At 48.0% G+C, this 26,861-nt stretch carries 25 protein-coding genes, 6 tRNA genes, 1 pseudogene and 1 riboswitch; of the genes and pseudogenes, 23 read left to right on the top strand and 9 right to left on the bottom strand.

The window, feature by feature from the left end; all coding sequences use genetic code 11:
• Window positions 1-13 precede the first annotated feature (13 nt).
• Entirely contained in the window at window positions 14-1,645 is a 1,632-nt protein-coding gene (locus QD47_RS03295) for a formate--tetrahydrofolate ligase (RefSeq protein ID WP_044644759.1), read from the top strand.
• A gap of 26 nt (window positions 1,646-1,671) precedes the next feature.
• Here the strand turns inward: QD47_RS03295 and QD47_RS03290 are convergent, their stop codons facing one another.
• The 3 genes from QD47_RS03290 to QD47_RS03280 form a co-directional block, all read right to left on the bottom strand.
• Window positions 1,672-3,432 carry an AraC family transcriptional regulator gene (locus QD47_RS03290; RefSeq protein WP_044644758.1) on the bottom strand — a complete coding sequence of 587 codons (1,761 nt, stop codon included), beginning with the start codon at window positions 3,430-3,432 and terminating at the stop codon, window positions 1,672-1,674.
• 110 nt (window positions 3,433-3,542) lie between these two features.
• A complete protein-coding gene (locus QD47_RS03285) occupies window positions 3,543-4,538 on the bottom strand; it encodes an ABC transporter substrate-binding protein (RefSeq protein ID WP_082067098.1) in 996 nt (331 codons plus the stop codon).
• A 273-nt stretch (window positions 4,539-4,811) separates the two neighbouring features.
• A complete protein-coding gene (locus QD47_RS03280) occupies window positions 4,812-5,069 on the bottom strand; it encodes a hypothetical protein (protein WP_044644757.1) in 258 nt (85 codons plus the stop codon).
• A 162-nt stretch (window positions 5,070-5,231) separates the two neighbouring features.
• Here QD47_RS03280 and QD47_RS33860 point away from each other — a divergent pair, with 162 nt between their 5' ends.
• The 7 genes and pseudogenes from QD47_RS33860 to QD47_RS03245 all read left to right on the top strand — a co-directional run bounded on the left by QD47_RS33860 (window position 5,232) and on the right by QD47_RS03245 (window position 13,169).
• Window positions 5,232-5,441, top strand: coding sequence for a hypothetical protein (locus QD47_RS33860; protein WP_052646714.1), 210 nt, complete (start codon window positions 5,232-5,234; stop codon window positions 5,439-5,441).
• A gap of 519 nt (window positions 5,442-5,960) precedes the next feature.
• Window positions 5,961-6,653 (top strand): annotated as a pseudogene (locus QD47_RS03270) (ketose-bisphosphate aldolase); the annotation flags it as partial.
• 397 nt (window positions 6,654-7,050) lie between these two features.
• Window positions 7,051-8,373 carry an outer membrane lipoprotein-sorting protein gene (locus QD47_RS03265; RefSeq protein ID WP_044644756.1) on the top strand — a complete coding sequence of 441 codons (1,323 nt, stop codon included), beginning with the start codon at window positions 7,051-7,053 and terminating at the stop codon, window positions 8,371-8,373.
• A gap of 262 nt (window positions 8,374-8,635) precedes the next feature.
• Window positions 8,636-9,832: an alanine racemase gene (alr, locus tag QD47_RS03260; RefSeq protein WP_044644755.1), complete on the top strand. Its 1,197-nt coding sequence runs from the start codon at window positions 8,636-8,638 to the stop codon at window positions 9,830-9,832.
• 294 nt (window positions 9,833-10,126) lie between these two features.
• Entirely contained in the window at window positions 10,127-10,408 is a 282-nt protein-coding gene (locus tag QD47_RS03255) for a CopG family ribbon-helix-helix protein (RefSeq protein WP_007429334.1), read from the top strand.
• 6 nt (window positions 10,409-10,414) lie between these two features.
• Entirely contained in the window at window positions 10,415-10,765 is a 351-nt protein-coding gene (locus QD47_RS03250) for a type II toxin-antitoxin system PemK/MazF family toxin (RefSeq protein ID WP_007429335.1), read from the top strand.
• A gap of 181 nt (window positions 10,766-10,946) precedes the next feature.
• A complete protein-coding gene (locus tag QD47_RS03245; RefSeq protein ID WP_200893382.1) occupies window positions 10,947-13,169 on the top strand; it encodes a Tex family protein in 2,223 nt (740 codons plus the stop codon).
• A 103-nt stretch (window positions 13,170-13,272) separates the two neighbouring features.
• On the opposite strand, the gene cmpA is transcribed toward QD47_RS03245, so the two are convergent.
• Window positions 13,273-13,407 carry a cortex morphogenetic protein CmpA gene (gene cmpA, locus QD47_RS31440; RefSeq protein WP_007429337.1) on the bottom strand — a complete coding sequence of 45 codons (135 nt, stop codon included), beginning with the start codon at window positions 13,405-13,407 and terminating at the stop codon, window positions 13,273-13,275.
• Between the two features lie 160 nt (window positions 13,408-13,567).
• Here cmpA and QD47_RS03240 point away from each other — a divergent pair, with 160 nt between their 5' ends.
• The 3 genes from QD47_RS03240 to QD47_RS03230 all read left to right on the top strand — a co-directional run bounded on the left by QD47_RS03240 (window position 13,568) and on the right by QD47_RS03230 (window position 14,278).
• On the top strand, window positions 13,568-14,068 hold the full coding sequence (locus QD47_RS03240) for a SprT family protein (RefSeq protein WP_044644754.1): 501 nt from the start codon (window positions 13,568-13,570) through the stop codon (window positions 14,066-14,068).
• 44 nt (window positions 14,069-14,112) lie between these two features.
• A tRNA-Asn gene (locus tag QD47_RS03235) sits at window positions 14,113-14,188 on the top strand.
• Window position 14,189: 1 nt separating this feature from the next.
• Window positions 14,190-14,278, top strand: a tRNA-Ser gene (locus QD47_RS03230).
• A gap of 131 nt (window positions 14,279-14,409) precedes the next feature.
• Here the strand turns inward: QD47_RS03230 and QD47_RS03225 are convergent.
• Complete coding sequence (locus QD47_RS03225) at window positions 14,410-15,282, bottom strand: Cof-type HAD-IIB family hydrolase (RefSeq protein WP_044644753.1); 873 nt, start codon at window positions 15,280-15,282, stop codon at window positions 14,410-14,412.
• Window positions 15,283-15,329: 47 nt separating this feature from the next.
• The gene (locus QD47_RS03220) at window positions 15,330-16,088 is read right to left on the bottom strand and encodes a DeoR/GlpR family DNA-binding transcription regulator (protein WP_044644752.1); all 759 of its coding nucleotides are present in this window, start codon (window positions 16,086-16,088) and stop codon (window positions 15,330-15,332) included.
• A 244-nt stretch (window positions 16,089-16,332) separates the two neighbouring features.
• Between QD47_RS03220 and QD47_RS03215 the strand changes: the two genes are divergently transcribed.
• The 6 genes from QD47_RS03215 to QD47_RS03190 all read left to right on the top strand — a co-directional run bounded on the left by QD47_RS03215 (window position 16,333) and on the right by QD47_RS03190 (window position 18,330).
• A tRNA-Glu gene (locus QD47_RS03215) sits at window positions 16,333-16,404 on the top strand.
• An 81-nt stretch (window positions 16,405-16,485) separates the two neighbouring features.
• Window positions 16,486-16,561 (top strand) — tRNA-Lys (locus QD47_RS03210).
• A 15-nt stretch (window positions 16,562-16,576) separates the two neighbouring features.
• Window positions 16,577-16,659 (top strand) — tRNA-Leu (locus QD47_RS03205).
• A gap of 162 nt (window positions 16,660-16,821) precedes the next feature.
• On the top strand, window positions 16,822-17,277 hold the full coding sequence (locus QD47_RS03200; protein ID WP_044644751.1) for a MarR family winged helix-turn-helix transcriptional regulator: 456 nt from the start codon (window positions 16,822-16,824) through the stop codon (window positions 17,275-17,277).
• A 186-nt stretch (window positions 17,278-17,463) separates the two neighbouring features.
• The gene (locus tag QD47_RS03195) at window positions 17,464-17,838 is read left to right on the top strand and encodes a helix-turn-helix domain-containing protein (protein WP_044644750.1); all 375 of its coding nucleotides are present in this window, start codon (window positions 17,464-17,466) and stop codon (window positions 17,836-17,838) included.
• A gap of 108 nt (window positions 17,839-17,946) precedes the next feature.
• On the top strand, window positions 17,947-18,330 hold the full coding sequence (locus tag QD47_RS03190; RefSeq protein WP_044644749.1) for a helix-turn-helix domain-containing protein: 384 nt from the start codon (window positions 17,947-17,949) through the stop codon (window positions 18,328-18,330).
• A gap of 128 nt (window positions 18,331-18,458) precedes the next feature.
• Here QD47_RS03190 and QD47_RS03185 read toward each other — a convergent pair whose 3' ends face one another.
• Together QD47_RS03185 and QD47_RS03180 are read right to left on the bottom strand one after the other, a co-directional pair.
• Window positions 18,459-18,680, bottom strand: a complete 222-nt coding sequence (locus QD47_RS03185) for a hypothetical protein (protein WP_044644748.1) — start codon at window positions 18,678-18,680, stop codon at window positions 18,459-18,461.
• A 350-nt stretch (window positions 18,681-19,030) separates the two neighbouring features.
• Entirely contained in the window at window positions 19,031-19,720 is a 690-nt protein-coding gene (locus QD47_RS03180; RefSeq protein ID WP_044644789.1) for an urease accessory UreF family protein, read from the bottom strand.
• Window positions 19,721-19,984: 264 nt separating this feature from the next.
• Here QD47_RS03180 and QD47_RS03175 point away from each other — a divergent pair.
• Window positions 19,985-20,067 (top strand) — tRNA-Leu (locus QD47_RS03175).
• A 151-nt stretch (window positions 20,068-20,218) separates the two neighbouring features.
• On the opposite strand, the gene QD47_RS03170 is transcribed toward QD47_RS03175, so the two are convergent.
• Window positions 20,219-20,704, bottom strand: coding sequence for a glutathione peroxidase (locus QD47_RS03170; protein ID WP_044644747.1), 486 nt, complete (start codon window positions 20,702-20,704; stop codon window positions 20,219-20,221).
• Window positions 20,705-21,170: 466 nt separating this feature from the next.
• Window positions 21,171-21,346, top strand: a riboswitch (cyclic di-AMP (ydaO/yuaA leader).
• Window positions 21,347-21,461: 115 nt separating this feature from the next.
• Here QD47_RS03170 and QD47_RS33675 point away from each other — a divergent pair.
• The 5 genes from QD47_RS33675 to kdpC all read left to right on the top strand — a co-directional run bounded on the left by QD47_RS33675 (window position 21,462) and on the right by kdpC (window position 26,841).
• The gene (locus QD47_RS33675; protein ID WP_044644788.1) at window positions 21,462-21,857 is read left to right on the top strand and encodes a hypothetical protein; all 396 of its coding nucleotides are present in this window, start codon (window positions 21,462-21,464) and stop codon (window positions 21,855-21,857) included.
• A 212-nt stretch (window positions 21,858-22,069) separates the two neighbouring features.
• Window positions 22,070-22,147, top strand: coding sequence for a K(+)-transporting ATPase subunit F (gene kdpF, locus QD47_RS34030; RefSeq protein ID WP_082067099.1), 78 nt, complete (start codon window positions 22,070-22,072; stop codon window positions 22,145-22,147).
• Between the two features lie 147 nt (window positions 22,148-22,294).
• Window positions 22,295-23,971, top strand: a complete 1,677-nt coding sequence (gene kdpA, locus QD47_RS03160; RefSeq protein WP_044644787.1) for a potassium-transporting ATPase subunit KdpA — start codon at window positions 22,295-22,297, stop codon at window positions 23,969-23,971.
• Between the two features lie 52 nt (window positions 23,972-24,023).
• A complete protein-coding gene (kdpB, locus tag QD47_RS03155; RefSeq protein ID WP_044644746.1) occupies window positions 24,024-26,054 on the top strand; it encodes a potassium-transporting ATPase subunit KdpB in 2,031 nt (676 codons plus the stop codon).
• A gap of 58 nt (window positions 26,055-26,112) precedes the next feature.
• Window positions 26,113-26,841 carry a potassium-transporting ATPase subunit KdpC gene (gene kdpC, locus QD47_RS03150; protein ID WP_044644745.1) on the top strand — a complete coding sequence of 243 codons (729 nt, stop codon included), beginning with the start codon at window positions 26,113-26,115 and terminating at the stop codon, window positions 26,839-26,841.
• The last annotated feature ends 20 nt before the right edge of the window (window positions 26,842-26,861 follow it).

Genomic DNA, 26,861 nt, shown 5'->3' with positions numbered 1-26,861 from the left:
GTACATAACGAGCATGAAACGGATTATTGAGGTAGCCAAAGAAGCAGGAATCGAAGAAGAGCATCTGGAGACGTATGGAAAATATAAAGCGAAACTGAATCCGTCCCTGTGGGAGCAGGTGAAGGATCGTCCGAATGGAAAGTTGGTGCTGGTCACGGCAATGAATCCGACTCCGGCGGGAGAAGGAAAAACACTAACGACCATTGGGTTGTCGCAGTCGCTAAATGCGCTGGGGCACAAGACCATAGCTGCGCTGCGGGAGCCGTCACTAGGCCCCTGCTTTGGCATGAAAGGGGGAGCAACCGGGGGAGGACAAGCCCAGATTGTTCCGGCCGAGGATATTAATTTGCATTTTACAGGCGATATCCACGCGATTTCGGCGGCGCATAATTTGCTGGCAGCGATGATCGATAATCATTTGTTTCATGGCAATGCTTTGCGCTTGAAGCCGGAACGAATCATGTGGAAACGGGCTGTAGATATGAATGATCGGAGTTTGCGAAGCATCGTGACCGGATTGGGAACAGGGAATGGAGCGGTGAGAGAAAGCGGTTTTCTAATTACCTCGGCCTCGGAAGTGATGGCGGTATTGTGTCTGAGTGAAAATATCGACGACCTCAAAGTGCGCTTGGGTCGAATGGTCATCGGATATAATGAAGCGGGCGAAACGGTAACGGCAGAGGATTTGCAAGCAGTAGAAGGCATGGCTGTGCTGCTTCGGGAAGCGTTAAAGCCGAATCTGGTGCAAACGCTGGAGGGAACGCCAGTCATTGTGCATGGTGGTCCTTTTGCCAATATTGCGCACGGATGCAGCAGTCTGATCGGTACGAAGCTGGCCTTGAAGCTAGGGGAGGTTGTCGTGACGGAGGCCGGATTCGGGGCTGAGCTGGGGGCAGAAAAGTTTTTTGATATCAAATGCCGTCAGTCCGGTTTGCAGCCGGATGCGGCTGTGCTGGTCGTAACCGCCAAAGCGCTGAAATATAACGGTGGTGTAGCTAAAAATGAACTGGACGCGGAAAATCTGGAGCAATTACAGCTCGGATTAGCCAATATGAATCGGCATGTACGGAATTTGCAAAAATTCGGCGTGCCTGTATTGGTAGCGGTCAACCATTTTGTAACGGACAGCGAAGCCGAATTGGAACTGATTTTCGCGGAATGCCGCAAGCTGGGTGTACCCGCAGAGCTATCGCAGGTGTGGGCACAGGGAAGTCAAGGGGGAGAAAAGCTGGCCCAAAGTCTGCTAAATCTGCTCCAAGAGGACAAGGCTCATTTTGCACCGTTGTATGATCATGCGCTTGATCTGCAAGCGAAAATTAGGTTCATTGCGCAGGAGCTTTATGGTGCGGCAGAGGTAGTATATACTCCAGCAGCTAAACGGGCCTTGTCCGGCATGGAGCAGCTTGGCTTCGGGCAATTGCCTGTATGCATGGCGAAAACGCCGTATTCTTTTTCAGATCAGCCGTCTCTGCTAGGCGCACCGGAGGGCTTTACGATCCACGTGTCCAGAGTGTCATTGTCCGCTGGAGCAGGCTTCGTGGTCGTGGAAACGGGCAACACAATGACCATGCCCGGTCTACCCAAATCCCCGGCAGCCGAGCATATGTCGCTGGAGCCGGATGGGAGCATTCAGGGGTTGATGTAATATTATTGCGAAAAATGTTAGGTGTTTTATGAGGAAGCACCGAGTAGCTTGGGCAGTGCGGTGAGCAGCTTTTGGCGGGTCATGGCATCGTTCCAATTCCAGCGGTCTGCTTCTACAAAATACACCTGGCCTTGACGCACAGCGGGTAGGCTGCGCCAGAGAGCGCTGTTCAGCATGTGATCCAACGTACGTTTGGAGTCTGGAGCAGTGGGAATGAGCATAAAAATACGGTCCCCGGCGTAGTCGGGGAGCTGGTTGGGCTCAATTTCCGCGAAGCCAAGTCTTTCGTCGAGAACCTTTTGGATCGGCTCAGCGGGCTGAAAGCCCTGCGGGTGGTAAAGAGCCGCCGAGAAGCCGGACATCCCCATCACAAATAGTCGATCACCCTGATCGAAGATGAAGACGGAAGCCGTTTCTCCGACTGTAATTTCTGTGCCGAGTTGCTGCCACATGCCCAGATTACGGGTGGCGAAGGCAGACAGCCATTGTTCGGCTTCGCGTTCCTTGTCAAGCCATGATCCGAGCGTCCGCAGTCGTTCCTCCAGCGTGGCAAAGGAGTTGAAAGTGACGGTGGGCGCAATGCCGGCAATGCGCTCATATTCCTGTTCATCCGAATTGGCGATGATAATCAGATCGGGATCAAGCGCACGGGTCAAGCGGGTATCGAGTGGAAGACCAACATCAGCAACATGTCCCAGATGATGCTTATAGACGCTGTATTCACTGAATCGTAGACTTCCCCCGATGGCTTTGGCCCCTAGCGCGAACAGATCGCCCATCGTTTCTCCATGATAAATAATGCGGCTGGGGCGGCGTGGAATATGGATATGGTGGCCTGTCCAATCCTTGACGCGGACAGAACAGGGAATGTTAAGCGCGTATTGTCCGGGGGGAATCCCGGTCATTTGCCGAAAGCGGCGGTTAAAATAATATTCGTCAGAGAAACCAACTTGACGAGCAATTTCACGTAAAGGTCGTTTGCATTCCAGCAGCAGCCGCTTGGCATGATTCAAGCGCAGCTCAGTGAGGTAATGCAGCGGCTTTTTGCCTGTCCTTTTGCGAAACATTTGCGAGTATTGCCATATGGAAACGTTCGCCTGTTCGGCAAGCTGCTTGACGGTCATTGGTTTCTCATAGTGTTTCTCCATGTAGGTAATGGTGGCCTCGACTGATGCTGGTAAAGCCGGGCAAGAGTTATCCTTATCCTCTATAAAGACATGGGATTCCTGCCACAATAGCAGCAGTTCTTGAAACTGAATTTGCTGTCGCAACGCAGAAATGGGGTTATGCAGGTGTACCGGTTGATGGGCGCTATGGAATAGCTCTTCGGTCAACCGAATGGACTTGGAAGAAGAGGTAACGATATACTCACGTGACCCCGACAGGAGAGGGCCCTTATATATGGAAGGATTGCTATTTATATTTTCAACCAGAGCTGTGTCTGATCCTGATTCCGATGACATGACGATGACCTCGAACATGAGCTTGTAGTATTCGGGTACAGTTCCATCCAGAGGAGCGATCCGATAGGATTCACCGGGAGTTAGCCAATACCCATGACCCGCATGGAATAGACACTGCTCCGGACCAATGTCCACCATACCTGTGCCACCAATAAACATAAGCAAGCAGTGATATGGAACAGGGTGTGAAGAAGATGCAAATGCATATGCTGAAAGACCAGAAGATAGTACTTCGGCAGGCTTGCGAACCAACTCAATCCCCTTGAAATGATAAAGCAGAGAGTTGGGCGGGGGAGGAAATACGGACGATTGGGGCTGGTTCACAGTGTAACGCTCCTTTTATTGAGAATGGTTATCATATGTACATAAGTATACCTCCTTTTGGTTCAACAAAAAAGAAGCCTATCCACAAGTGTCGATAAGCTTCTATATCCTTATTTTATGAGCTTAGGTAATTCGTCCAGCAACCATTCCCGGGTAGAAGCATCGCTGTCGGTTTTGCTAATATCCTGAGCATACACATGCCCCTGCTTGACAGCAGGAAGCTGGAGCCACAGCCTGCTTTTCATCAACTGTTTGGTGGATTGCTGGGCTTCCGAAATCGGAGAATTCAGAATAAAAATCCGATCCCCAGCGTATTGTCCGATCACTTCCTGGGATATCTGGACGAATCCTTTGTCCTCGTCCAGCGCCTTCTGAATAAGAGGGGTAGGCTTGAGACCATCCTTTTCATACAGTATTTGTGACAGCCCTGTCCGTCCCATCACGAACAAACGGTCACCGGGATAGTAGGTAAAGACCGAAGCGGTTTCCCCCGGCTTTACACCGTTCGCGCGAAGTTTGCTCCACATTTCGGCTTCCTTGATTTTGTACTGGGCAAGCCAATCTTCGGCAGCTTTTTTCTTGTTTACCAGGTCTCCGAGATGCAGCAAACGCTCGTTCAGTGGAGCAAAGGTATCGAACATAATCGTAGGTGCGATTTTAGTTAATGCTGTGTATTGCTTTTCATCCGTATTGGCGGTAATGATCAGGTCGGGCTGTAGCTCCAACGCTTTTTCCAAGTTAATCGGAAACCCCAGATCGGCCACATTCTGAACCTGCTTCTCATACACCTTGCCCTCAATCATGGAAGTGGATGTGCCTACAGCCTGAACGCCCAAAACCAGCAGATCTCCATAGTTTTCACCGAAATAGGCAATACGTTGGGGAGCCGTGGGGATGTTTACCGTGTGCCCCCTGTAGTCTGTGTAAGAGCGTGTTGCAGCCACTTCTGAAGTCTTGGTAGATGCCGTCGTTCCTGCAGTGGGTGCTGTTGTGTTACTGTTTGCAGGAGGTTTCTCCGAGGTGCCGCATCCCAACAGCAACGCTCCCATAAGAGAGAATAGGCCGAGCATAGTCGTATATTGTCGAGTGGATTTCTTATTGATCATGGTAACCTCCGTATGATTGATGGATTCAGGGGTGTGTAAATGAGAATTATTATCACAGAAGCAATGATAAGCGATGCATCTTCAATACTCAATGGACAAACTTGGTCACCAAATTCGATTTTGTACAAAATGAAGATGCATGAATAGAGCTGACACGTATCGCACCTTGTATTACAATTTGTCTCACGCAAAAAAGAGGCCGCCCTATAGTAGTTAAAACTACTTTTGAGCCAGCCCCATGTGCTTTTGTCTAACTTAGTTATTTAATTTCAGTTAATTATTGGATTCTTCTGGTGATTCGTCAACGTGAATAAAAACATCACTCAAGGTAAAGTGACGTTGAATCTTCATTTTCTTAGCATAGTGATTTAGAGAGTTAACCATTTTATCCAATGTATCAAAGTCTGCTCTTTTAACGTTCTCATTCACAAAATCATTTATTGTATTGGGACGAAATCCGTATGTTACAGCAAACTTATGTTGAGTTAACGCAAGTTCTTTTAAGGACTCGCCTAATGTAACTTTGATCATGTTTGAACAATTCCCTTCAAATATCTAATCCTAATTATAAGCAATTTTAAAATAACGATAACTTGTTAAAAAGTTTAACGGGAAGAAGATAAAAACTTTTGAATTTATCTATTAATAGATATACTATATAACTATTAATAGATAATTAAGGAGTGATACCTGATGGAAAAAAAAGATAAAGCCAACATACAAGCTATTCAAGAAATTATTCGAAAAGAGCAAGTATGGGAGTCGGATACAGGGAAAAAGGAAGCAGCGCTGTATTATTACCATATTACTGATGCACTCAAGCGCCAATGGCAGACTATCGGTGTAAATGTATCAGACTCAATCCAAGTATTTGAATTCGAAATGATATGCAAATCATACTAAATACTGTTGAGAGACGCAATGAATTCGTTAGCATGATCGTCAATGTGAATGAAGAAGCACCGCGCGTCTATTACGTGAATTGAAGGAAAAATATCTTACGTACTGCCAACTTTTAGACGGGGATTTTATGAAATTGTATGCTGTGAATCCAGTGACCTTTGATATCGCTTATTCATGCCATTGAACGAGCGGAAGATGAAGCAATGGATATAGCATTTGGTTTAGGATGTTAGGCGAACGTGTAGGGTAAGCTCATTTATACATCGTATAACAATGTGTTAATAAAGCTATATACGAAATTTATTACTTAAATAGCAAAGGAGAAAACGAAGATGTACAAAACAGGGAAGTTGATCAATGGTAACCTGTATCTAAAGACGTTGATTGGTAATTGGATTAGTCTTAAGAAACTTGTTCAGGAGGCTGGAAAGGCTTTGTAGCTATCGAGAGGCCATTTGTCGCGTCCTATGAGTGTCAGACTGAGCGCCTAGCATTTGGGAGTTTTTTTCCTTAGCTATATACCTTAATATTACATCATTGGTCAGTGCCTTAATGGAGGAAATGTCGATCACCGTTCCGGTGGCGCTTCATTTGGATCATGGCAGGACAGTAGAGAACTGCAAGCGAGCGATGGAGGCGGGGTTCAGCTCGGTGATGATTGACGGTTCTCATCCGATTGACGTCAATATAGCGATGACCCGGCAAATCGTAGATTATGAGCGTTCCTATGGAGTCTCTGTGGAAGCAGAGGTCGGTACGGTCGGAGGCATGGAAGACGGGCTGGTAGGTGGAATCCGGTATGCGGATGCGCAGGAATGCTCACGTATGGTGCAGGAAACCGGAATCGACGCATTGGCGGCTGCCCTTGGCTCGGTTCACGGGACGTATCAGGGAGAACCCAAGCTGGGCTTTGCTGAAATGAAGCATATTTCGGAATTGACGGGCATCCCGCTTGTACTGCATGGCGGTTCCGGCATCCCTGAGCATCAGATTACCAAGGCGATTGAATTGGACCACGCCAAAATCAACGTCAATACCGAATGCATTCAGGCTTGGGCTGAGGCCGTTCGTAACGTATTAACGAGTGATTCCCATGTCTATGATCCGAAGACCTTTCTCACACCGGGTACGGCAGCGATTACTGCTGTGGTCAAAGGGAAGATGCAAGAGTTTGGCACGAGTCATAAGGCAGATGTGCGTTTTACCGTGTAATGCGATTAGAGAACACAGCCTTCAAAGTAATTTCAAAGCTGCTTCCTGTGCGGATTTTACCGTGTAGGGAACGGCTTTTTTTCGTGCGCAAAAAGTAGGCAAAATGTATCGATTTTTATTTTCCATAGTATACAATGTATTTTTATACATTATTAATGAAAGAGGTTTTGTAATGGGATTGTTTTTTACATATGTTTTACTGGCTTTTCTATAGCACTGCCTGTGGGTACGATTACGTTTTTTGGTATGAATTTATCATTAGTGTTCAAAAGCTTTTGTAGCAATACAAATCGCCATCCAAGCTCTCAAGCTTGTCATGCCAGTCTGCATAAATCGAACAAGTCCTTCATAGACATGTACTAATTCATTTAAAACATGTGCTGAAGGGGTTGATGATATGCGCCGGATTTCATGGATGCTTGCCATGGTCATGTGTGTAACGCTGCTGCTGGCCGGGTGCGGCAAGAAGAGCGCGGATGATGTGGTTAAAGATTTGAGTGACGTGGTGAGTGACCTGAACAGCTACCACGGTACAGCTTTGATGACGCTGCATACCGGCGACACGCCGCAGGAGTACAAGGTGGACATTTCCTACCGCAAGCCTTCCTATTACCGAATTGCCATGACGAATGAGAAAAAGGATGTTACTCAGATCGTGTTGCGAAATGATGAGGGTGTATTCGTATTGACGCCCAGTCTGAATAAGAGCTTCCGCTTTAAAAGCGATTGGCCGAACAATCAGGGCCAGGTATATTTGTATGAAACGCTGGTTCGCAGCATTATCGGCGATGCTTCACGTCAGCTGGCTTCGGACGATAAATCCTATGTGTTCGATGTAGCGGCAAACTACAACAGCCACGCACTGGTAAGGCAAAAAATATGGCTGTCCAAAAATAACTATGCACCCACTCAGGTACAGGTATCTGATGCGAATGCGAAGGTAGTTGTGGATCTGAAATTCGATCAATTTGCGTTTGATACGAAGTTCGACAAGGACTCTTTTGATATGGAGCGCAATATGGCTTCTGGAAAAACAGGTAAGGGAAATGAAGGAACGCCTTCAGCCGGAGCAGTGGATTCCAGCGGGCAGCCTGATTCTTCCCGTACGATTGATGGCACGACTGGCGTAATCTCGGGCGAGCAAGGACAAGTGCAGGGAACAGCAGGAGAGAAGGCACAGCAGCCGTCAGGAGAAGCGTCGATGGATGGAGCTGCCACAGGCGATACGTCAAAACCGGATAGCGCGGACGCGACGGGGAGCACGGATACGGAGGCCAAGCCGGATACAGCGAGCAATACAGAGGCGCAACAGCAAACTCCGGGTGCATCTGATGCAGCAACAGGGACATCGGCAGGCACGGATGCTGCTGAAGCGGTAATGGGTGAATTCGGCTTGATTGAACCGTCCTATACGCCGGCCGGGGTACAGATCAAGGATACGCCGGAGCTGGAGGACAATGGTACACATGCGGTGATGCTGCGGTATAGTGGAACGTATAACTATACGATTGTGGAGGCGCGTCCGAAAGATCGGGCCGTATCATTGGCTGCGGGTGAACTGGTCGATATTGGAGGAAGCTTTGCCGTTCTGACGGGAAGCGAGCAGCAGACGATGACCTGGATGAATGACGGTATAGAGTTCCGTATTACCAGTGCTGACCTGCCTGTGAGCGAAATGATACAAATTGCCGCTTCTATACAGGATCAATCGGGTAAATAAAACTTTATAGACGGATGCAGACGGTTTAGAGTGTATTTTGCTCTGCTTCCGCCCGTATCCGTCTTTTGTTCATCCGAGGTCTAGGAGGGTGCACCTCTCGCTTGGGAGTCATGTTCTTTGTGGAGGATGCTGGCAAACGCCATCTGCCATTGACAGCCACGTTTCTGAACATTACCATTAATCTTTGGAAGTAAGGACTTTGTCCATTCCGAATGGTAAGAGGCTATGTTACAGGCTAACAATTGAAGAAGGTGACTGGATTTTGCAAGCACAATACAGATCGACCCGGGCCGAAATCAACCTGGATCACCTTGGCGCCAACTATGAGGCTTTTCGTAAGGCATTGCCAGCGGATAAGCTGTTGCTGGCTTGTGTCAAGGCTAATGCCTACGGACACGGTGCCGTGGAAATATCAAAGGAATTGGAACGCCTTGGTGCGGATTACTTGAGCGTCGCTTTTCTGGACGAAGCTCTGGAGCTTCGTCATGCGGGGGTTCAGCTACCGATTCTTGTACTCGGCTATACTTCACCGGAAGCTGTACAAACGGCTTGGGAGCATGATATTTCACTGACTGTGTTCAGTGAGGAAGTGCTGGAGAGTATTCGCAGACTGGACCGCAAAGGAAGCGAACGCAAGCTGAAGGTGCATATCAAAATAGACAGCGGCATGGGACGACTGGGCCTGCTGCCTGGAGAAGAGGCGGTTGCCTTTGTCCGGCAGACTCACCAGTTGGAGCAAGTGCTGCTGGAAGGCATGTACACCCATTTTGCCCGCGCGGATGAACAAGACAAAAGCTATACACTGCAACAGTATGATCGGTTTCAGGGCGTGGGGGAAGCGCTAAGGGAACAAGGCATCACCATTCCCATTATACATACGGGCAACAGCGCCGCCACCATTGATACCCCTTCCCTTTCCCCCAATATGGTGCGGATTGGCATCAGTATATACGGTCTGTATCCGTCTGATGAGGTTAACCGGCAAGCCATTGAACTGCTGCCTGTATTGTCATTGAAGACGGCGGTGGTTTATACCAAGACGCTTCCTCCCGGCTGGGGAGTTAGCTATGGCACCCGGTATGTGACCTCCAGTGAAGAACGGATCGGTACACTGCCAATCGGCTATGCGGATGGATACTCCCGCATGCTGAGTGGGAAGATCGAAGTGTTGATACGCGGTCGCCGCGTCCCGGTACTCGGTACGATTTGCATGGACCAGTGTATGGTATCCTTACAATCTTTCGCAGAAGATGCGGAAGAAATCCAAACCGGCGAAGAGGTTGTTCTCATCGGCCAGCAGTCCGGCGAAACTATCGCGGCGGATGAGCTGGCATCCAAGCTAGGTACGATCCACTATGAGGTGATCTGCATGATCGCACACAGGGTACCGCGTGTATATACACGGGGAGATATTCCTGTCGTTCGAGTGAATTCGCTTCTTCCAACCCGCTGGGATTAATTTCATGACGCAAATTACCGGATAAAAGCAGGAGTTTTCGCAGAACGTCCCGAAATATGTACAAAGGAAAGAAAAGAGCGCTGTAACTGTCAAAACGACGCATCAGGCTCCGCTGACACTTGTATTTCGGGGATCAAACGCCTGTACGAAAACGAACTGCGTAGTTTATAATGGAATACAGCATAGATGATATACGAATATCATATACATTCTCTTGTATTCCGTTTGAATAAATTACCGGGAATAACGTTATAATGGTACAATGGCGACAAGGTTTTGGGGGTGGAAGAGAAGTTGGCCAATTTGCAGAACACCAAAAGAATAATGATCAGTTTGCCGGATCATCTCTTGCAGGAAGTGGACGGGATCGTAGCCATGGAAAATTCCAACCGCAGTGAATTTATCAGGCAGGCCATGAAGCTGTATGTGGGCGAACGTAAGAAACGTTACATTCGTGAAGCCATGCAGCGTGGTTATATGGAGATGGCTAAAATTAACCTGACCATGGCCTCCGAAGCCTTTCATGCGGAGGAAGATGCAAACAGCACCTTGGGCCGTACAGTTAGCGGGGTGTAATCCATATTGATCGTAAAGCGCGGCGACGTTTTTTTTGCAGACCTTTCACCCGTAGTCGGTTCCGAGCAAGGTGGCGTCAGACCTGTGCTGATCATCCAAAATGATATCGGCAATCGGTTCAGTCCCACCGTGATCGTGGCAGCCATCACCGCCCAGATTCAAAAGGCGAAGCTACCCACACACGTGGAAATCGACGCGGCGACGCATGGCTTTGATCGCGATTCTGTCGTTCTTCTGGAGCAAATTCGGACGATTGACAAGCAAAGGCTTACCGATAAAATCACCCATTTGGATGAAGAAACCATGCGCAAAGTGAGCGATTCGCTACAAATCAGTCTTGGTTTGATTGATTTTTAGCATTTTTGGAACGACGAGTGAAACGGGAAAAGGGCAGCGCGTGGGCGCTGTCCTTTTGCGTGTCCGATGAAAAATGCAGGCTGGGCCTGGCTTCATCGTTACGTGCTGGCGCTTTGATTCTTTTTTTGTGATAATGAAAGACATGATGAAAGACAAGAGTTGTAAGGAAGAAGGGATAGCTTTGTCTAACGAGGAAACGAAAACGGAAATCCGGCAGGAGCCGAACGAAGCAGATCGCCAGGAGCGGATTGTCAAACAAGTGGCGAGAGAGCTGTCGCTGGCACTCAAGCAAATCCGGACGACGATCAGTTTGCTGGATGAAGGGAATACGATTCCTTTTATCGCACGATACCGTAAGGAAATGACTGGGGAACTGGATGAAAATCAGCTGCGTGAAATTGAAGATCGTGTGCTGTATTTACGTAATTTGGAGGACCGCAAGGTAGAGGTCATTCGCATTATTGATGAGCAGGGCAAGCTGACAGAAGACCTTCAGGCTGCCATCACTTCTGCGGTTAAGCTTCAGGAAGTGGAGGACCTGTACCGTCCATATCGGCAAAAGCGCAAAACCCGCGCGAGTGTGGCGAAGGAACGGGGGCTGGAGCCGTTGTCCATCTGGATCTGGAGTCAGCCGAAGCAGGGAGATGCTCTGAAAGAAGCCGAGTCCTATGTGAATGCGGAACTGGGAGTGGACAGTGCCGAGGCGGCTATTCAAGGAGCTTTGGACATTTTAGCGGAAAATATAGCGGACGACGCGGGTATTCGCCAATGGGTGCGTCGATATACACTTGATCATGGCATGCTAACCTCCGAAGCGAAGGATGCAGAGCAAGAGTCTGTCTACGAGAACTACTACAGCTATCGTGAGCTGGCTAAGAAAATGCCGCCTCATCGTATTTTGGCGATTAATCGCGGAGAGCGTGAGGGCATTCTCAAGGTCGGACTGGAGGTAGCGCCCGATTCGATTCACAATTACGTCGCAGGTCAAGTGATTAAAGGCTCATCCGCCGTGGAAGAGCTGCTGCGCAACGTTATTGAGGATGCATATAAAAGGCTCATCGCACCCTCTATTGAGCGTGAGGTGCGCGCTGAAATGACAGAGAAGGGTGAGCAGCAGGCCATCTCTATCTTTGCGGGCAATTTGCGGAGCCTGCTGTTACAGGCCCCGATCAAGGGCCGCCGTGTGCTCGGTGTCGATCCGGCGTTTCGGACAGGCTGCAAACTGGCGGTAGTAGATGATACGGGCAAGCTGCTGGAAGTGGCAGTGACGTACCCGACACCGCCGAACAACAAGAAGCGTGAGGCTGCCGAGAAATTCAAGCAGCTCATTGCCCAGTACAGCATTGAGCTGATCGTCATCGGTAACGGAACGGCTTCGCGTGAAACAGAGCAATTCGTGGCTGAAGTCATCGCAGATATTGGCGACAGCAGCCTGGCGTACCTGATCGTCAATGAGGCAGGCGCAAGTGTTTATTCCGCCTCCAAGCTGGCGCAGGAGGAGTTCCCGGATCTGGACGTGGCTGAGCGCAGCGCGGCATCCATTGCACGTCGTGTGCAGGACCCGCTGGCCGAGCTGGTCAAGATTGAGCCGAAGGCCATTGGTGTAGGCCAGTACCAGCATGATGTGTCACAGAAGCATTTGGATGAAAGCTTGAAGGATGTCGTAGAATCGGCAGTTAACCATGTCGGTGTGGATGTGAATACCGCTTCCTCGGCACTGCTGTCCTATGTAGCGGGCATTAACGCGACGATTGCCAAAAATATCGTGAAATACCGTGAGGAAAACGGCAAATTCAACAACCGTCGTCAGTTGCAAAAGGTACCGCGTCTTGGCGCGAAAACCTACGAGCAATCGGTTGGCTTTATCCGTGTACCGGGTGGAGAAAATCCGCTGGACCGCACGCCGATTCACCCTGAATCGTACGCTGTCGTAGACCGCCTGTTGGCTGAACTGGGCATCAGCGCCCACGATCTGGGCACCAAGGCTGTGACGGAAGCGCTGAACGTGTCCAACATTGACGAACTGGCCGCGAAGCTGGAAGTTGGCGTGCCGACATTGAAGGATATTCTGGACAGCCTCCAGCGTCCGGGCCGCGACCCGCGTGACGAGCTGCCGTTGCCTGTATTCCGCAAGGATGTGCTCAAGATCGAGGATCTAGCACCGGGCATGGAGCTTCAGGGAACCGTCCGCAATGTGATTGATTTCGGTGCGTTCGTCGATATCGGCATCAAGAGTGATGGATTGGTTCATATTTCACAGCTGCGCAGCGGCTTCGTCAAGCATCCGATGGATGTCGTGTCCGTTGGTGATAACGTAACCGTGTGGGTACTGAATGTAGACTTGAAAAAAGGCAGAGTCGGTCTGACGATGAAAGCTCCGGCAGAGGCGCAATCGCAGGCATAATACTCTACAAATCCGTATAACCGCCTTATTAGGGTATAACAAAAGCCGGAATTTCCGAACCAGTTCGGAGACTCCGGCTTTCATATTTTACTGCGCTGAACTTTTACCCATTGTTGGCATCAAACTCTACACCCGGTGCTTTATGATAAAAAAACCAACAGTCATTCAACAGTTTGATCTGGCGCCGGTCCTTTTTGTAAAAGGCCCGCATAAGCTGGTTGCTGAGCCATTGAGGCAAGCTAATCTCCTCCTCTGCGTTACATCTGTATGTTTAGCATATGGGGTGGGTGCCTAAAGTGTGCTTATCAATTGGATGGCTTATGAATTGAGGGTTAGACTTTGGACGCTATTTTGTAATATGCTTGGCAGTATGGAGCAAAGGAGGGGATTGGGTAAGGATGGAGTCCAGGTCCATAAGCAATTCCATGAGCGATGAAGAGCTTCAGGAATGGGTGGAGCACATTTCAATGGAGAGTTTTGGCGTACCGTTTCGCCATCGTGCTAGCTTTAATTCGCGTCTGTCTTCCACAGGCGGTCGATATTTTATGAAAAGCCATCATATTGAAATTAATCCGCATCAGCTTGCAGTCTACGGGCGGCCCGAGGTGGAAAAAATTATTAAGCATGAGCTGTGCCATTATCATTTGCATTTGCGCGGGATGGGCTACCAGCACCGAGATGCGGATTTCAAAGCATGGTTGGCCCGTGTAGGAGGGAGCAGGCATTGCCAAACTCTGCCGGGGAGAGCGGAACGGAAGCCGCAGCCCTATCGCTACAAGCTGGTGTGCGCCTCATGTAGTCAGGAATACTTACGGAAGCGTAAAATGAACCCTCAGCGTTACCGCTGCGGCAAATGCGGAGGTAAACTTCGTCTGCTGGTACTTGACGGCACCCCCTGAATCATGGTAAATTAAATATATTGTATGATAATTTACAGTAATGTTCCCTGATAGCTCAGTTGGTAGAGCACTCGACTGTTAATCGAGTTGTCACAGGTTCGAGTCCTGTTCGGGGAGCCATGGAGAGGTACCCAAGTGGCTATAAGGGGACCCTCTGCTAAGGGGTTAGGCTGCGAAAGCGGTGCGAGGGTTCGAATCCCTCTCTCTCCGTTGGTTTTTCAAATCAGAAAAAGGAAGCTTGTATGCATCGGATGATGCTTGCGAGCTTCCTTTTTTTTGTCTATATTCGATTCTGAAAATAACGATGATCTAAAAAGTGGCACAGCATGTGAATTTTTAGTTTACAAGGTCGGCTTCGGAAGTTGATCCAGTATATTTAGGAGAGTATGAGCTACGCCATTCTCTACATTGGTCAGGGTAACTTCAGAGCAGACAGCCTTAATGTCGTCATTTGCATTGCCCATAGCGATGCCTTTACCTACCATTGTCAGCATGGAAATATCATTATAGCTGTCACCTACCGCTGCGGCTTCCTCCATAGGAATACTCAGATAATCTGCCAGATAACGTAGTGCGTTTCCTTTGGAAGCATCCTTATGCTCGACTTCGAAGTTGCGGTCTGAGGAAATGACCATGTTCAGGCCGGGAAAATCCCGGTAACGCTCACGCCCCCGGCTCAGCTTGGCTTGATCAAAGGAGAAGCACAGCACGTTATAAATCTCCACATCCAGCGGAATGTCTTCATACGAGGGGATACGGGTATGCCCGGTCTGTTCATATTGTTTTTCGGCTGCATGTAACAGAGTATCCAGCGAAATATCCGGATTGGCGCTTAACAGGCGATCCATTTCAACAGCCAGTAGTTGATGACCGTTTTGTGGAGAATAAATAGCGCGGTCTGTCATGACCTCATAATAAAAATCGTTTTCGCGCAGCCAGCTAAGCACTTCAAACGTTTCATTCCGGTCCATAGGCGTAGAGGTTAGCTGGTGACGCTGTGCATCGTGTACGGTCGCGCCGTTTGCCCCGATGACGGGGGTGACAAGTCCTGCTTCCTCCAGCTTGATCCAGGCATCATAAGCGGCTCTGCCCGTGGCAATGGTTACCTGAACATCTTGCTGCTGTGCCTTGCGGATTGCGTCCGCGTTCACCTTACTTATTTTTCCTTCGTCGTTTAGCAGCGTTCCATCCAAATCAATCGCAAACAGTTTCATTTCTCCATCTCCTGTCTTCTTCTCTATGTCTCATGCTACTTCTTCCTTTACGGAACAATAATTTCAACATCATGACGGCGAAAAACATCCAGCATGGCCGGGTCTGGCAAGCGGTCGGTGATAACGATATCCACCTCGTATAAATCGGCAAAGCGGTAAGAAAGGTTTTTGCCGAATTTGGAGTGATCCGCAAGAATGATCACCTGATCGGCCTGTTTCATCATTTGGTGCTTGAGCATACCGTCCTCTTCATGATTAATGCTCAGTCCATGGAGAGAAATGCCCCCGACCCCAACAAAAGCTTTGTCTACAAAATAGCGGGACAGGGTAGCGATGGCGGAAGAACCGTAGACAAAACGGTGCTCCTTTTGCAAGCGTCCGCCGAGCAGATGAATGGAAACGCCGTCCTTTTCGGAAAGAACATCAGCCTGATTGATCGAATTGGTAATGACCGAGCACTCCTGTACATGGAGTCTTTCGGCACATGCCTGCACAGTGGTGGAGGAGTCGAGAATGATGCGATTCCCGTCACGAACCATATTGGCAGCTATTTGTCCGATAATTTGTTTTTCTGCGGATACGGTGAGCAGTCTCTCTTTATAGTTTCTGGTTAATTCATGATCCAGTGTAGGCAGAAGGGCACCGCCACGGGTTCGAATAATCTTCTGGTGCTCCTCCAGCTTTACCAAATCCCGGCGGGCCGTATCTCGTGATACATTAAAAAATTCGCAAATATCATCCACCGAAATACGCTTGTGAAGCTGTAGGTAATCCACAATTTTTAGCATTCGTTCTTCTTGATACATAAAAAGCTCCTCTGTTCAAAATGATTTCGGTATTCTGTAAGTGATTATAAGTAAAGTTAAGTTATTTTGCAATATAAACTCTTTTTATACTTCTGATTTACGTGAAATAAGCAAATTTACGTAAGTGGAAATGCGGTTTAATTTTCGGTAAACTACTTGTTTTAAATTTTTAAAAATAAGTATTGCCATTCATTCTTCTATTTGATATACTCGTTCTTGTCGCCAAGTTGGTGTATAAAAATGCGGCCCGTTGGTCAAGCGGTTAAGACACCTCCCTTTCACGGAGGTAACAGGGGTTCGATTCCCCTACGGGTCATTGTTGTCTTTATGGACTACATGTTAAATGCTTAAGGGAAATTCGTGAAGTCTGATGGCGGACATCTTGGATGAACAGCATGAGCCATTAGCTCAGTTGGTAGAGCACCTGACTTTTAATCAGGGTGTCGAAGGTTCGAGTCCTTCATGGCTCACCATTTATATTTTATTATGCGGTCGTGGTGGAATGGCAGACACGCTATCTTGAGGGGGTAGTGAGCGTATGCTCGTGGAGGTTCGAGTCCTCTCGACCGCATCAATGAATAAACGGAAAAGTCTCTGGTAGTAGAGGCTTTTTTTGTTTGTGCAGTAATGTAATAAAGTAATTATTATGAAGAAATAATGATTTCATAGTATAATATAAAGCCATAATGTTATAGAATGATAAGTATAAACTGATGAAGTGATGGTGAAAAATATGGACACTCAACTGTTAGGGAATATATCAGAAAATATTTTGGGCTTGTTTCCAATGGTGAAGAAGAAATTTTTCACCTACGGTCCGCTCGATTTCCCATTACATTTGTCGCCTAATAACTTTCAGGCATTACTGTTGCTGCGAGAAGTGCGTTTGTCTACGGTATCTGATTTGTCCAAACAACTTAACGTCTCACGCCCGAACATGACTCCTCTTCTGGACAAACTGGTGGAGCTTGGATTGGCTGACCGCCAGTCGTGTGACTCGGATCGCAGAGTCGTGAACGTGGCAATTACAGAAGAAGGCGATGCTTTTTGTGAACAGGTATTTCATGCCTTTTCCAATAAAATTCAAGAGAGACTGGTGCTTCTGCCAGAAGAAGATTTATTGCACTTGGGTGAAACTTTGAATGAATTGAAGCGGATTCTACTTAAAATCGACAACTATACTTTGTAATGGGTGTATACGAGCTGACTGAGAGGCCGCCATTTTCTTCGGAAAATAGGCGGTTTTTGTTGCATATTGTGGTATAATGAAAGCCAACATACATAATTCGGCAATTTTGGCACACGTGATCTTTGAAATGGGAACAGGGGACATGATATCGTTATTTGAGAGTCTGCTGGGGAGGAAGGAACTTCTATGCAATCTATTTACCAACGTATTGAAGAACTTATCAAGGAACGTGGAATGACAAAAAAAGCGTTCTGCGAGCAGTTGGGTATTAGTACAGGGAACTTTGGGGACTGGAAAAGAGGAAAAACGACGCCAGGCACGAATAAACTCATTGAAATCGCTTCGTTTTTTAATGCCAGTCTGGATTGGATCATGTTGGGGCGCGATGTGCAGGGTGAGGCGCTGAGGGAGTCGAGAGACCCTTATTTTTTTGGAGTTTCAGGGCAACTGGATTGCCAGGGGGAATCGCTTAGTGAGGCGGAAAAGGATTTTATACTTGAGTATATTGAATTTACCCGCTTTCGTAAAGAGAAAAAGCAGGAAGATTCAACGACAGAATAAACGGGTGCAGAATATTAAAGTAATGATTACCGAATAAGTATGGTTGCAATGATGGTTGAAATTTTGGGAATAGTTCAAGAAAAAGTTAGGGTGTCGGAGGGGATAATTTTGGGAGACCAAACGATTTATCAGCGAATTGAAGCTTTGATTAAGGATCGGGGAATGACGAAGAAGGCGTTTTGTGAAAAGCTCAAAATCAGCTCGGGGAATCTTGGAGACTGGAGAAGAGGCAAAACAACACCGGGAACGATGCATTTAATCCAGATTTCGGACTTTTTTAATGTATCGCTGGATTGGTTAATGAAAGGCGTCAAGCCTGGTCAGGGTGTACTTCAGGAGCAGAAGGCTGCTTATTTTTTTGGAGTGATGGGGCCATTGAATTGCCAGGCAGAGGATCTGGATACAGAAGAACAGAATTTCATATTAGAATATGTGGAATTTGCGAAATATCGTAAGCAAAAAGGTGAGAATGACAAAACACAACCTGAATGATCTTCTCGCTAAAGATCACTCAGGTTGAAAACCCGTAAAACGGACCAGCGGGTTCGATTGACGAGTTTATTTGGGTTGTCGATGTTGTAGCGTGCCGTATACTTGGGGGGACGCTCACATCGTTGGTTTCAGAGTGGTGGCGCCTCCTTATAATCGTTATCGTCGATGTTGAGGATTGCAGCAACTTGTTTTCTGTACCTTTGTGCTTTGCGGGTGCCGTGAACCAGATTGGACAAGCGTGAAGGCGGGATGTTATGCGTTTCACAAAATGTTTTCTGATCCAGCCGAAGTTCGACAAGCCTTTGTTTGATGGCCCACCCGAAGGAGGTGACAGGCATTTTGTTGTTCAAGTGAAATCGCCCCTTACGGATTCTTGCGGAATAATTGGTGTGTTATAATAATCATCAGTAAACATGTTAGAATTAACCATCTGAAACCATGATACACGTTTATACGTGTTTTTACAATCTAAAATACGTAATTCGGATAAAAATATAACTTAATTAAGTGATGAATGTCTGGATAATCCATCTGGAGCCTGTTAATTGTACGAAATTGCAGTTGTATTCTGGATAAAAAAGCACTCTGCCACTAGAAAAAGTGGTGGAGTGCTTTTGTCGTTGGTGCTGGAATGGTGAAAGCAGGCATCAGGGGGATGCTGGAGGCGTATAATGGGGCTGGACGAAGGAATTGGTGAATTTCACCCGCGCTGGTGGTTGCTGCTCATATAGGGTGGCTGAGCAATGTAGGGGCTGGACCAATGCCTATGCAGAAGGCCACGCTGAAATGCGGTTGGCTCAGACTCTGGGGTGTTGAATTGTTTCCATGCGGTTAGAAGCTCGTTGGTCATTCGCTGAATAACAGGATTCTTTTCCTCATAAGGGGGATTAAGCAGCTTGGAAGCATCTTCGACACAGAAGGACACTGCTGCGGCAAGGTAGCCGTGAATGGTCTGCTCTACATCATTTCCAAGGGAAACGTTAATCCAACTATGAACGGTTGCAAGTGTACCAATCGCATTGTATTGGATGAGTGTAGCTTCGAGTTGGTCGAATTCAAGCCAAGGGTACAAGGCTTTGGCGAGCTTAAGCAGGCGTTGACCGGATAGGCGTGACTCTTTCACATGCTGTAGGGAAGAGCGCTGGGCGTGCAGCATTTTATCAATGAGGGCGATACGCCAACCATCATTTTGCTGAACGGCGATATAAAGGCTTTTGATAGCCATGCCATCGAGGGATGTGAACTGAGGAAGCAGATCAGTGCGTGCATAGTGTTCCAGGTCTTGTAAACAGGTTAAGCGGCCATTACGAAACAGCTCCTCCAGCCCGTAGGAACGAGTGAAGCCACCGACAGGCAGGGAGGGGTCCAACAGCAATGCGTAGTTCAGCAAACGATTGCCTTTGTGCAATGCGGTTCGCCTCCTTGGAGTAGAATGTTTATGTTATATTAAATGACTTTAAAAACGGATACAGAAAAAATTTAGAGATATTATGTAATATATATTTACACTCATAGTGCTGATATGTCAAATTAAATATTTTTATAGCTTTTATATGTTAGTTTATTTAACACATAAAAATAATTATTGTATTTATGTTTACAAATAGAATACAAGGGAGTATAATAAATCTGTTGCCTCAAAACATTAGAATTTGCGGTCGTGGTGGAATGGCAGACACGCTATCTTGAGGGGGTAGTGGGCGTACGCCCGTGGAGGTTCGAGTCCTCTCGACCGCATTACTTGCAAGACAAGTTAAAAAAGCATCCTGACACGTTTTTGACGTGATTGGATGCTTTTTTTGTTATATAAGCTGAACTAAAATATCCCGTTTTCCTAGGCACAGGAGCAGCCGTTGGGATTGGCTGCTTGTGAACAGGGATGGACCTGTCAGCTTTGCTGCAAGAGCTTCTCGATATCCCCCGCCAATTTATCTGGAGCTGTCTGTGGGGCATAGCGCTTAAATACGTTACCTTCGCGTGTAATTAAAAATTTAGTAAAATTCCATTTGATCGCTTTGGAGCCTAATACGCCCGGAGCTGTTTGGGTGAGGTAGCGGAATAAAGGGTGCGCCTGATCGCCATTGACATCTATTTTGGCAAACATCGGAAATGTAACTCCGTAGTTGATCTGACAAAACTCCGAAATTTCCTCTCTGGAGCCCGGCTCTTGCTTGGCAAACTGGTTGCTGGGAAACCCTAAGATTTCAAGACCCTGCTCATGGTATTGGTCATATAGTTCTTGTAGCGCCTTGTATTGGGGGGTTAGCCCGCATTTGCTGGCTGTATTCACGATGAGCAGTACTTTTCCTTCGTATGTGGACAACGGAATTTCTTTCCCTTGCAGGGTTTGTGCATCATATTTATAAACGGTCATGGTTTTCCTCCTAATTTGATATTCTACAATTAAATTGTAAGCAATTTAACGAAGAGCTGCAAGTCTATAATAGATGTAATGCGCCGTCTGCTGCTGTAAAACCGTATTTTGTCCAAAACGGCAAATGGCACTGCAAATGGGTCAATTAGCGGTGTTTCTCATGGTAAAAACAGGTTCAATCGGCGTTTATCAGGTATATACAGCGCTTTTTCTTTCTCTTTTACAAAAAAAGGACAAAAAATGCTCCCCATACGCCAATATTGACATGCCTCTTCATTTTCGAAAAGGGATGAAAAACCGAGCTTGAAGGAGCTGGGAGAAGGATATTTGTGTTGTAAGCGCTATTATTAATCTTTTATGCTCCAAAGACCGATTTATAACCCCGCAGGTGAGCTTTACAGTGTTCCTTGCGCGGGTGTATGATTCAAGACGTAATTTCAAATGAAGTGAATGAAGCAGCAACGAATTGTCTATAGCGCTGAATTTTGCAGTTGCAAAAGCGGGGGAACCAAAGGAGATGTATGCGGCTTTTAAAGGGCCGTGTGTCTCATGGGGTGAATTTTCTGGCCAAGTGCCAGAAATAGGGCGACTCTCACGTCCGAATCCGACAGCTAACCTCGCAAGCGTACAGGGAGAGGCAACAAACCGCCGTGTGCAGCCATGGTTTATTTTATCATGGTTACGTAAGAAGCCGGAGGAAAGCCTTTTTCCTTTGGCTTCTTTTTGTTGTCTTTTTATACCGGGAGAGGAGCTACTGATGGAAGGTCGGCTAATCATTGTCACTGCACCGAATGAATCGGGCAGAAATTTTGTGAAATTGCTTATGTTCAAAAAACTGGCGTTTGCGGTTCTTACAAATAGCGCTCAGGAGGAACGACAGCTCAAAAAAATGGGTGTGGAGCATGTTGTGCGCATCAATACGATGCAAGCGGGGAAATGGAATTTTCCCAAAAAAGAAATTGGCTGCGTGTATTTGTTCGAGAACAGCTTGAATCTGACGTGCCGTTTTCTGCAAATATGCCGGCCGCTGACATCAGATTCGGTCTATGTCATTACACAAGGCTGTAATCCTCAAGGGATTTATCGAGGTTTGGGAGCAGACCATGTGATCTACACTTTGAATGGAGAGGTGGGTTTTCTGCTGAACGGATAGTCGCTTACGGTATGGCTAATATAAATTAAAATTTTCGAATTCATTGTATGGTGATTCTACGAGGGTGTAAGAATGACGATCTGAGGACCGATACGGGAGGGTATGAACATGATGGATATATACATGCTGCTCGTGATGGCTGTGAGTTATGGAGTGATACTGCTGTTTGTACGCTGGTGTGATGCGCAGACCTCCAAAGGAGGGCGAAAAGGATGATGGTTGTGCTTACGCTTACGGCGATTGTGTTTGTGTATTTAATCTACGCACTCCTGAATCCTGAAAAGTTCTAATCAGCTAAACAGGATCAAGCGGGCGGGGGATAGCAGATCGTGGATGAGACATCAGAGGCAGCGGGTTTTCGCAAACGTGTGCACTCTGGTGCTATGACCCCGTCTGTTGTTTCAAACGCAAAAGCATTTTGAAGGAGGGAATAGATGATGGAGCTGCTGCAAATTGGAATTGTGATTGTGATATTGCTGCTCTTGGTGAAACCAGTGGGCACCTATATATATCATGTATTCTCAAATGAACCGAATCGGACGGATCGGGTGTTTGGCGGTACGGAGAAGCTGATTTATAAGGTTATAGGATTGAAAAAGCTGGAGAGCATGCGTTGGACGACGTACGTGATGAGCTTCATTGCTACGAATGTCGTGCTTGTGGCGATCAGCTATGTGCTGCTGCGCTTGCAGGGACTGCTCCCCGGTAATCCGACTGGAAATGGCAATATGGAAGCGTCACTGGCTTTTAATACAGTGAGCAGCTTTATGACCAATACGAATCTCCAGCATTACAGCGGAGAAAGTGGACTTACGTATCTGACGCAGATGGCGTTCGTTACGATGATGATGTTTACTTCGGCTGCTTCCGGTTTTGCGGTTGCTGCGGCTTTTATGAGAGGATTGACGCGGCGCGGTGAAGGGATGGGCAACTTTTTTCAGGATTTTATCAAAGCGATTATACGGATTTTTCTTCCGTTGGCCTTTGTACTTACGCTGGTGCTGGTCGGATTGAAAGTACCGCAGACACTTCAGCCTACGGCGGATATCACGACGCTAAGCGGAACACAGCAGCAGATTGCTTTGGGACCCGTTGCTTCGATGGAATCGATCAAGCATTTGGGTACGAACGGGGGCGGCTTCTATGGGGCCAACTCGGCGCATCCTTTTGAAAATCCAAATCCCTGGACGAATGTGCTGGAAATTTTGGCGATGTGGGTAATGCCGGCTTCGCTGCCGTATACCTTTGGACTGTTCGCCCGTAATCGCAAGCAGGGCTGGATTATTTTTAGCTCCATGATGGTATTGTTCCTCGTCTTCCTATCCATTACGTATGTGTCGGAGAAAACGGGCAATCCGTTGATTCATGCACTGGGTGTGGATGCTTCTCAGGGAAGCATGGAAGGGAAAGAGGTTCGCTTCGGCATTGGACAATCGGTGTTGTTCACGGCAGTAACGACGGCGGCAACCACAGGCTCGGTGAATAATATGCACGATACGCTGACCCCGCTGGGCGGTATGGCTGCTTTGGGTGAAATGATGCTGAACGTCATTTTCGGCGGTAAGGGCGTCGGGCTGATGAATATGCTGATGTATGCGATTCTGGGTGTGTTTATATGTGGATTGATGGTCGGCAGGACCCCGGAATTTATGGGCAGGAAAATTGAAGGCAAGGAAATGAAGCTGATCGCAATTGCCATTTTGGTACATCCGTTTCTCATTCTGGTGCCGACTGCGCTCGCTTTTATGAGTCATTGGGGATACGATGCGGTCACAAACCCCGGATATCACGGGTTGACTCAGGTGTTATATGAATATGCGTCATCTGCGGCTAATAACGGTTCGGGATTTGAAGGTCTTGCGGATAACAACGTATTCTGGAACACGACAACAGGGATTGTTATGTTCTTCGGACGATATGTATCGATTGTTGCACTGTTAGCTGTAGCGGCTTCATTGAATGCCAAAGCACCGACTCCAGTGACGACGGGCACACTTCGTACGGACAACAAGCTGTTTGGGGCGATTCTGATCGGGGTTGTGCTGCTGATTGGTGCTTTGACCTTCTTGCCCGTCATCGTATTGGGACCTGTGGCTGAATTTCTGACCATGTGAAGAAGATGAACATGAAGAAGAAAATGAGAATGGATGAACGGGGTGCTTGATCATGAAGGAACAACGCAAACGCATGCTGGACAAAAGCATCTTGAGGCATGCGATCAAGGATAGCTTTATGAAATTAAATCCGATGATCATGATGAAAAATCCTGTCATGTTCGTCGTGGAGATCGGCACATTGGTTGTGCTGCTCATGCTTCTGTTTCCCGGTTATTTTGGAACGGGTAATGAAATGGGCTTTAACCTGGCTGTTTTTATCATCCTGTTATTCACGTTGCTCTTTGCTAACTTTGCCGAAGCGCTCGCAGAGGGGCGGGGTAAAGCACAGGCTGCCTCTTTGAAAAAATCTAAGCAGGATACACAAGCCAACAAGCTTGTCGGGGATGAGATTCAGGTGGTCAGCTCGACCGAGCTGCGCAAAGGTGACATTGTGATGGTGTCCCAGGGCGAGATGATTCCGAGCGATGGTGAGGTGATTGAAGGTCTTGCCTCAGTGGATGAATCGGCGATTACGGGAGAATCGGCTCCGGTGATCAAGGAATCGGGTGGTGATTTTTGCTCGGTAACCGGCGGGACGCGTGTGGTTAGTGACCGGATTAAGGTCCGGATTACGACAGAACCGGGCGAGACGTTCATTGATAAAATGATTTCGCTCGTGGAAGGCGCACAGCGGCAAAAGACGCCGAACGAAATTGCGCTGAATACCCTGCTGATCAGCTTAACGGTTATTTTTCTGATCGTGGTAGTGACACTGGCACCGATTGCCCGTCATTTTAACATTGACCTGCCTGTTCCCGTGCTGATCTCGTTACTAGTCTGTCTGATTCCGACGACGATTGGAGGACTGCTGTCAGCCATCGGGATTGCCGGTATGGACCGGGTCACCCAGTTTAACGTGCTGGCGATGTCAGGCAAGGCGGTAGAAGCATCTGGAGACATCAATACAATGATTCTGGACAAAACGGGTACAATTACCTTCGGTAACCGGATGGCGAGCCAATTCGTGCCTGTAGGGGGCGTAGAGGAAACAGAGTTAGTAAAGTGGGCTGCGATGAGCTCGATGAAGGATGAGACGCCCGAGGGGCGCTCAGTTCTGGAGTTGATGCGCAAGCAGGAGTACACACTGGATGAATCCTTGGCAGCAGGAGGGACCTTTATCGAGTTCAAGGCGGAAACCCGGATGAGTGGTCTGGATCTGGCCGATGGACGAAAGGTACGTAAGGGCGCGGTGGACTCTGTCCGGCAGTGGGTACTATCGCAAAACGGTAGCGTCCCAGCCGATCTGGAGGAAAAAGCGAATCAGGTGGCCTCTGAAGGAGGTACGCCGCTGGCTGTCGCGCTGGATGATCAGATGTATGGCATTATTTATTTGAAGGACACGGTGAAGCCGGGCATGAAGAAGCGGTTCGATCAGCTCCGGGAAATGGGTATCCGTACGATCATGTGTACCGGGGATAATCCGCTGACTGCTGCGACGATTGCGCGAGAAGCGGGTGTGGATGATTTTGTGGCTGAAAGTAAGCCGGAGGATAAGATCGCGGTTATTCGTCGTGAGCAGGAGCTGGGCAAGCTGGTTGCCATGACCGGAGACGGTACGAATGATGCTCCTGCGCTGGCGCAGGCTGACGTTGGGCTTGCCATGAATAGTGGCACGGTCGCAGCCAAGGAAGCCGCCAATATGGTGGATCTGGATTCCGATCCGTCCAAAATTATTGAAGTGGTCGCTATCGGAAAGCAGTTACTCATGACACGCGGTGCTTTGACGACATTCAGTATCGCGAACGATGTTGCCAAATATTTTGCCATTATTCCGGCGATGTTCATGCTGGCGATTCCGCAAATGAGCGCATTAAACGTGATGGGGCTTGGCTCTCCGTTGTCCGCTATTTTGTCGGCGCTGATCTTTAATGCTGTTATTATTCCGCTTCTGATCCCGCTGGCAATGAAGGGCGTGAAGTATAAGCCCATGAGCTCGGATCGCCTGCTGGGACGGAATTTGCTGATTTACGGTTTGGGCGGTATGGTGGTGCCGTTTGTCGGCATTAAAGCCATTGATTTGCTGGTGCATTTGTGGATTTAACGCAGCCTGTGAAGGTGTGCATTTTGGATACTGAATGGAAGCGGAAAGGGTGAGCAACATGAGTGGCTTTTATCGGATGATGTCTGGACGCAGATTTGCTGCCCACGAAAAAGCCGGGTCTGCCCGGCAGGGGAATAACAAGCGTCCAGAGACAGGGGCTGTGCCGAATGGACAGCCGGAGAGAGAAGAGATGCGGGGAGGCACCATTATAGGAGTAGCCTTGCGCACCTCGGTACTGATGATCCTCCTTTGCGGCCTCGCTTATCCGCTGGTTAGCACGGGCGTGGCACAGGTATTGTTTCCGCAGCAGGCGAATGGCAGTATGCTTCGTAATGCCGAGGGTCAGGTAGTCGGCTCCGAGCTGATCGGGCAGTCCTTTGCCAATCCGGCGTTTTTTCAGGGGCGGGTATCGAGCATAGATTATAATGGGGCCGGTTCAGGCTCTAGTAACTACGCACCGTCCAATCCGGCCTTGATACAGCGGGTCAAGGATTCCATAGCGGATTGGCAAAAAAATAACCCGGATGTACCGATCAGTCAGGTTCCGATGGACCTGATTACGAACTCCGGCTCCGGTCTGGACCCGCATATCTCGCCACAGGCGGCATTGGCTCAGATCCCGCGTATTAGCGGCTTGACGGGTATTGCGCAGGATAAGCTGAAGGTACTGGTGCAGGATCAGACCGAAGGCCGCAGTGCCGGGGTGTTCGGTGAACCACGTGTGAACGTGCTCAAGCTGAACCTCGCGCTTGAAGCCCAAACGCAGGTACAGCCTGCCAAGCGGTAAGTCTAGAGGTTGGAATAGAG

The sequence above is a fragment of the Paenibacillus terrae genome (assembly GCF_000943545.1).
Lineage (GTDB): Bacteria > Bacillota > Bacilli > Paenibacillales > Paenibacillaceae > Paenibacillus > Paenibacillus terrae_A.
Note: the sequence above shows the minus strand (reverse complement) of the source record. Positions and strands in the feature narration are given on the sequence as shown.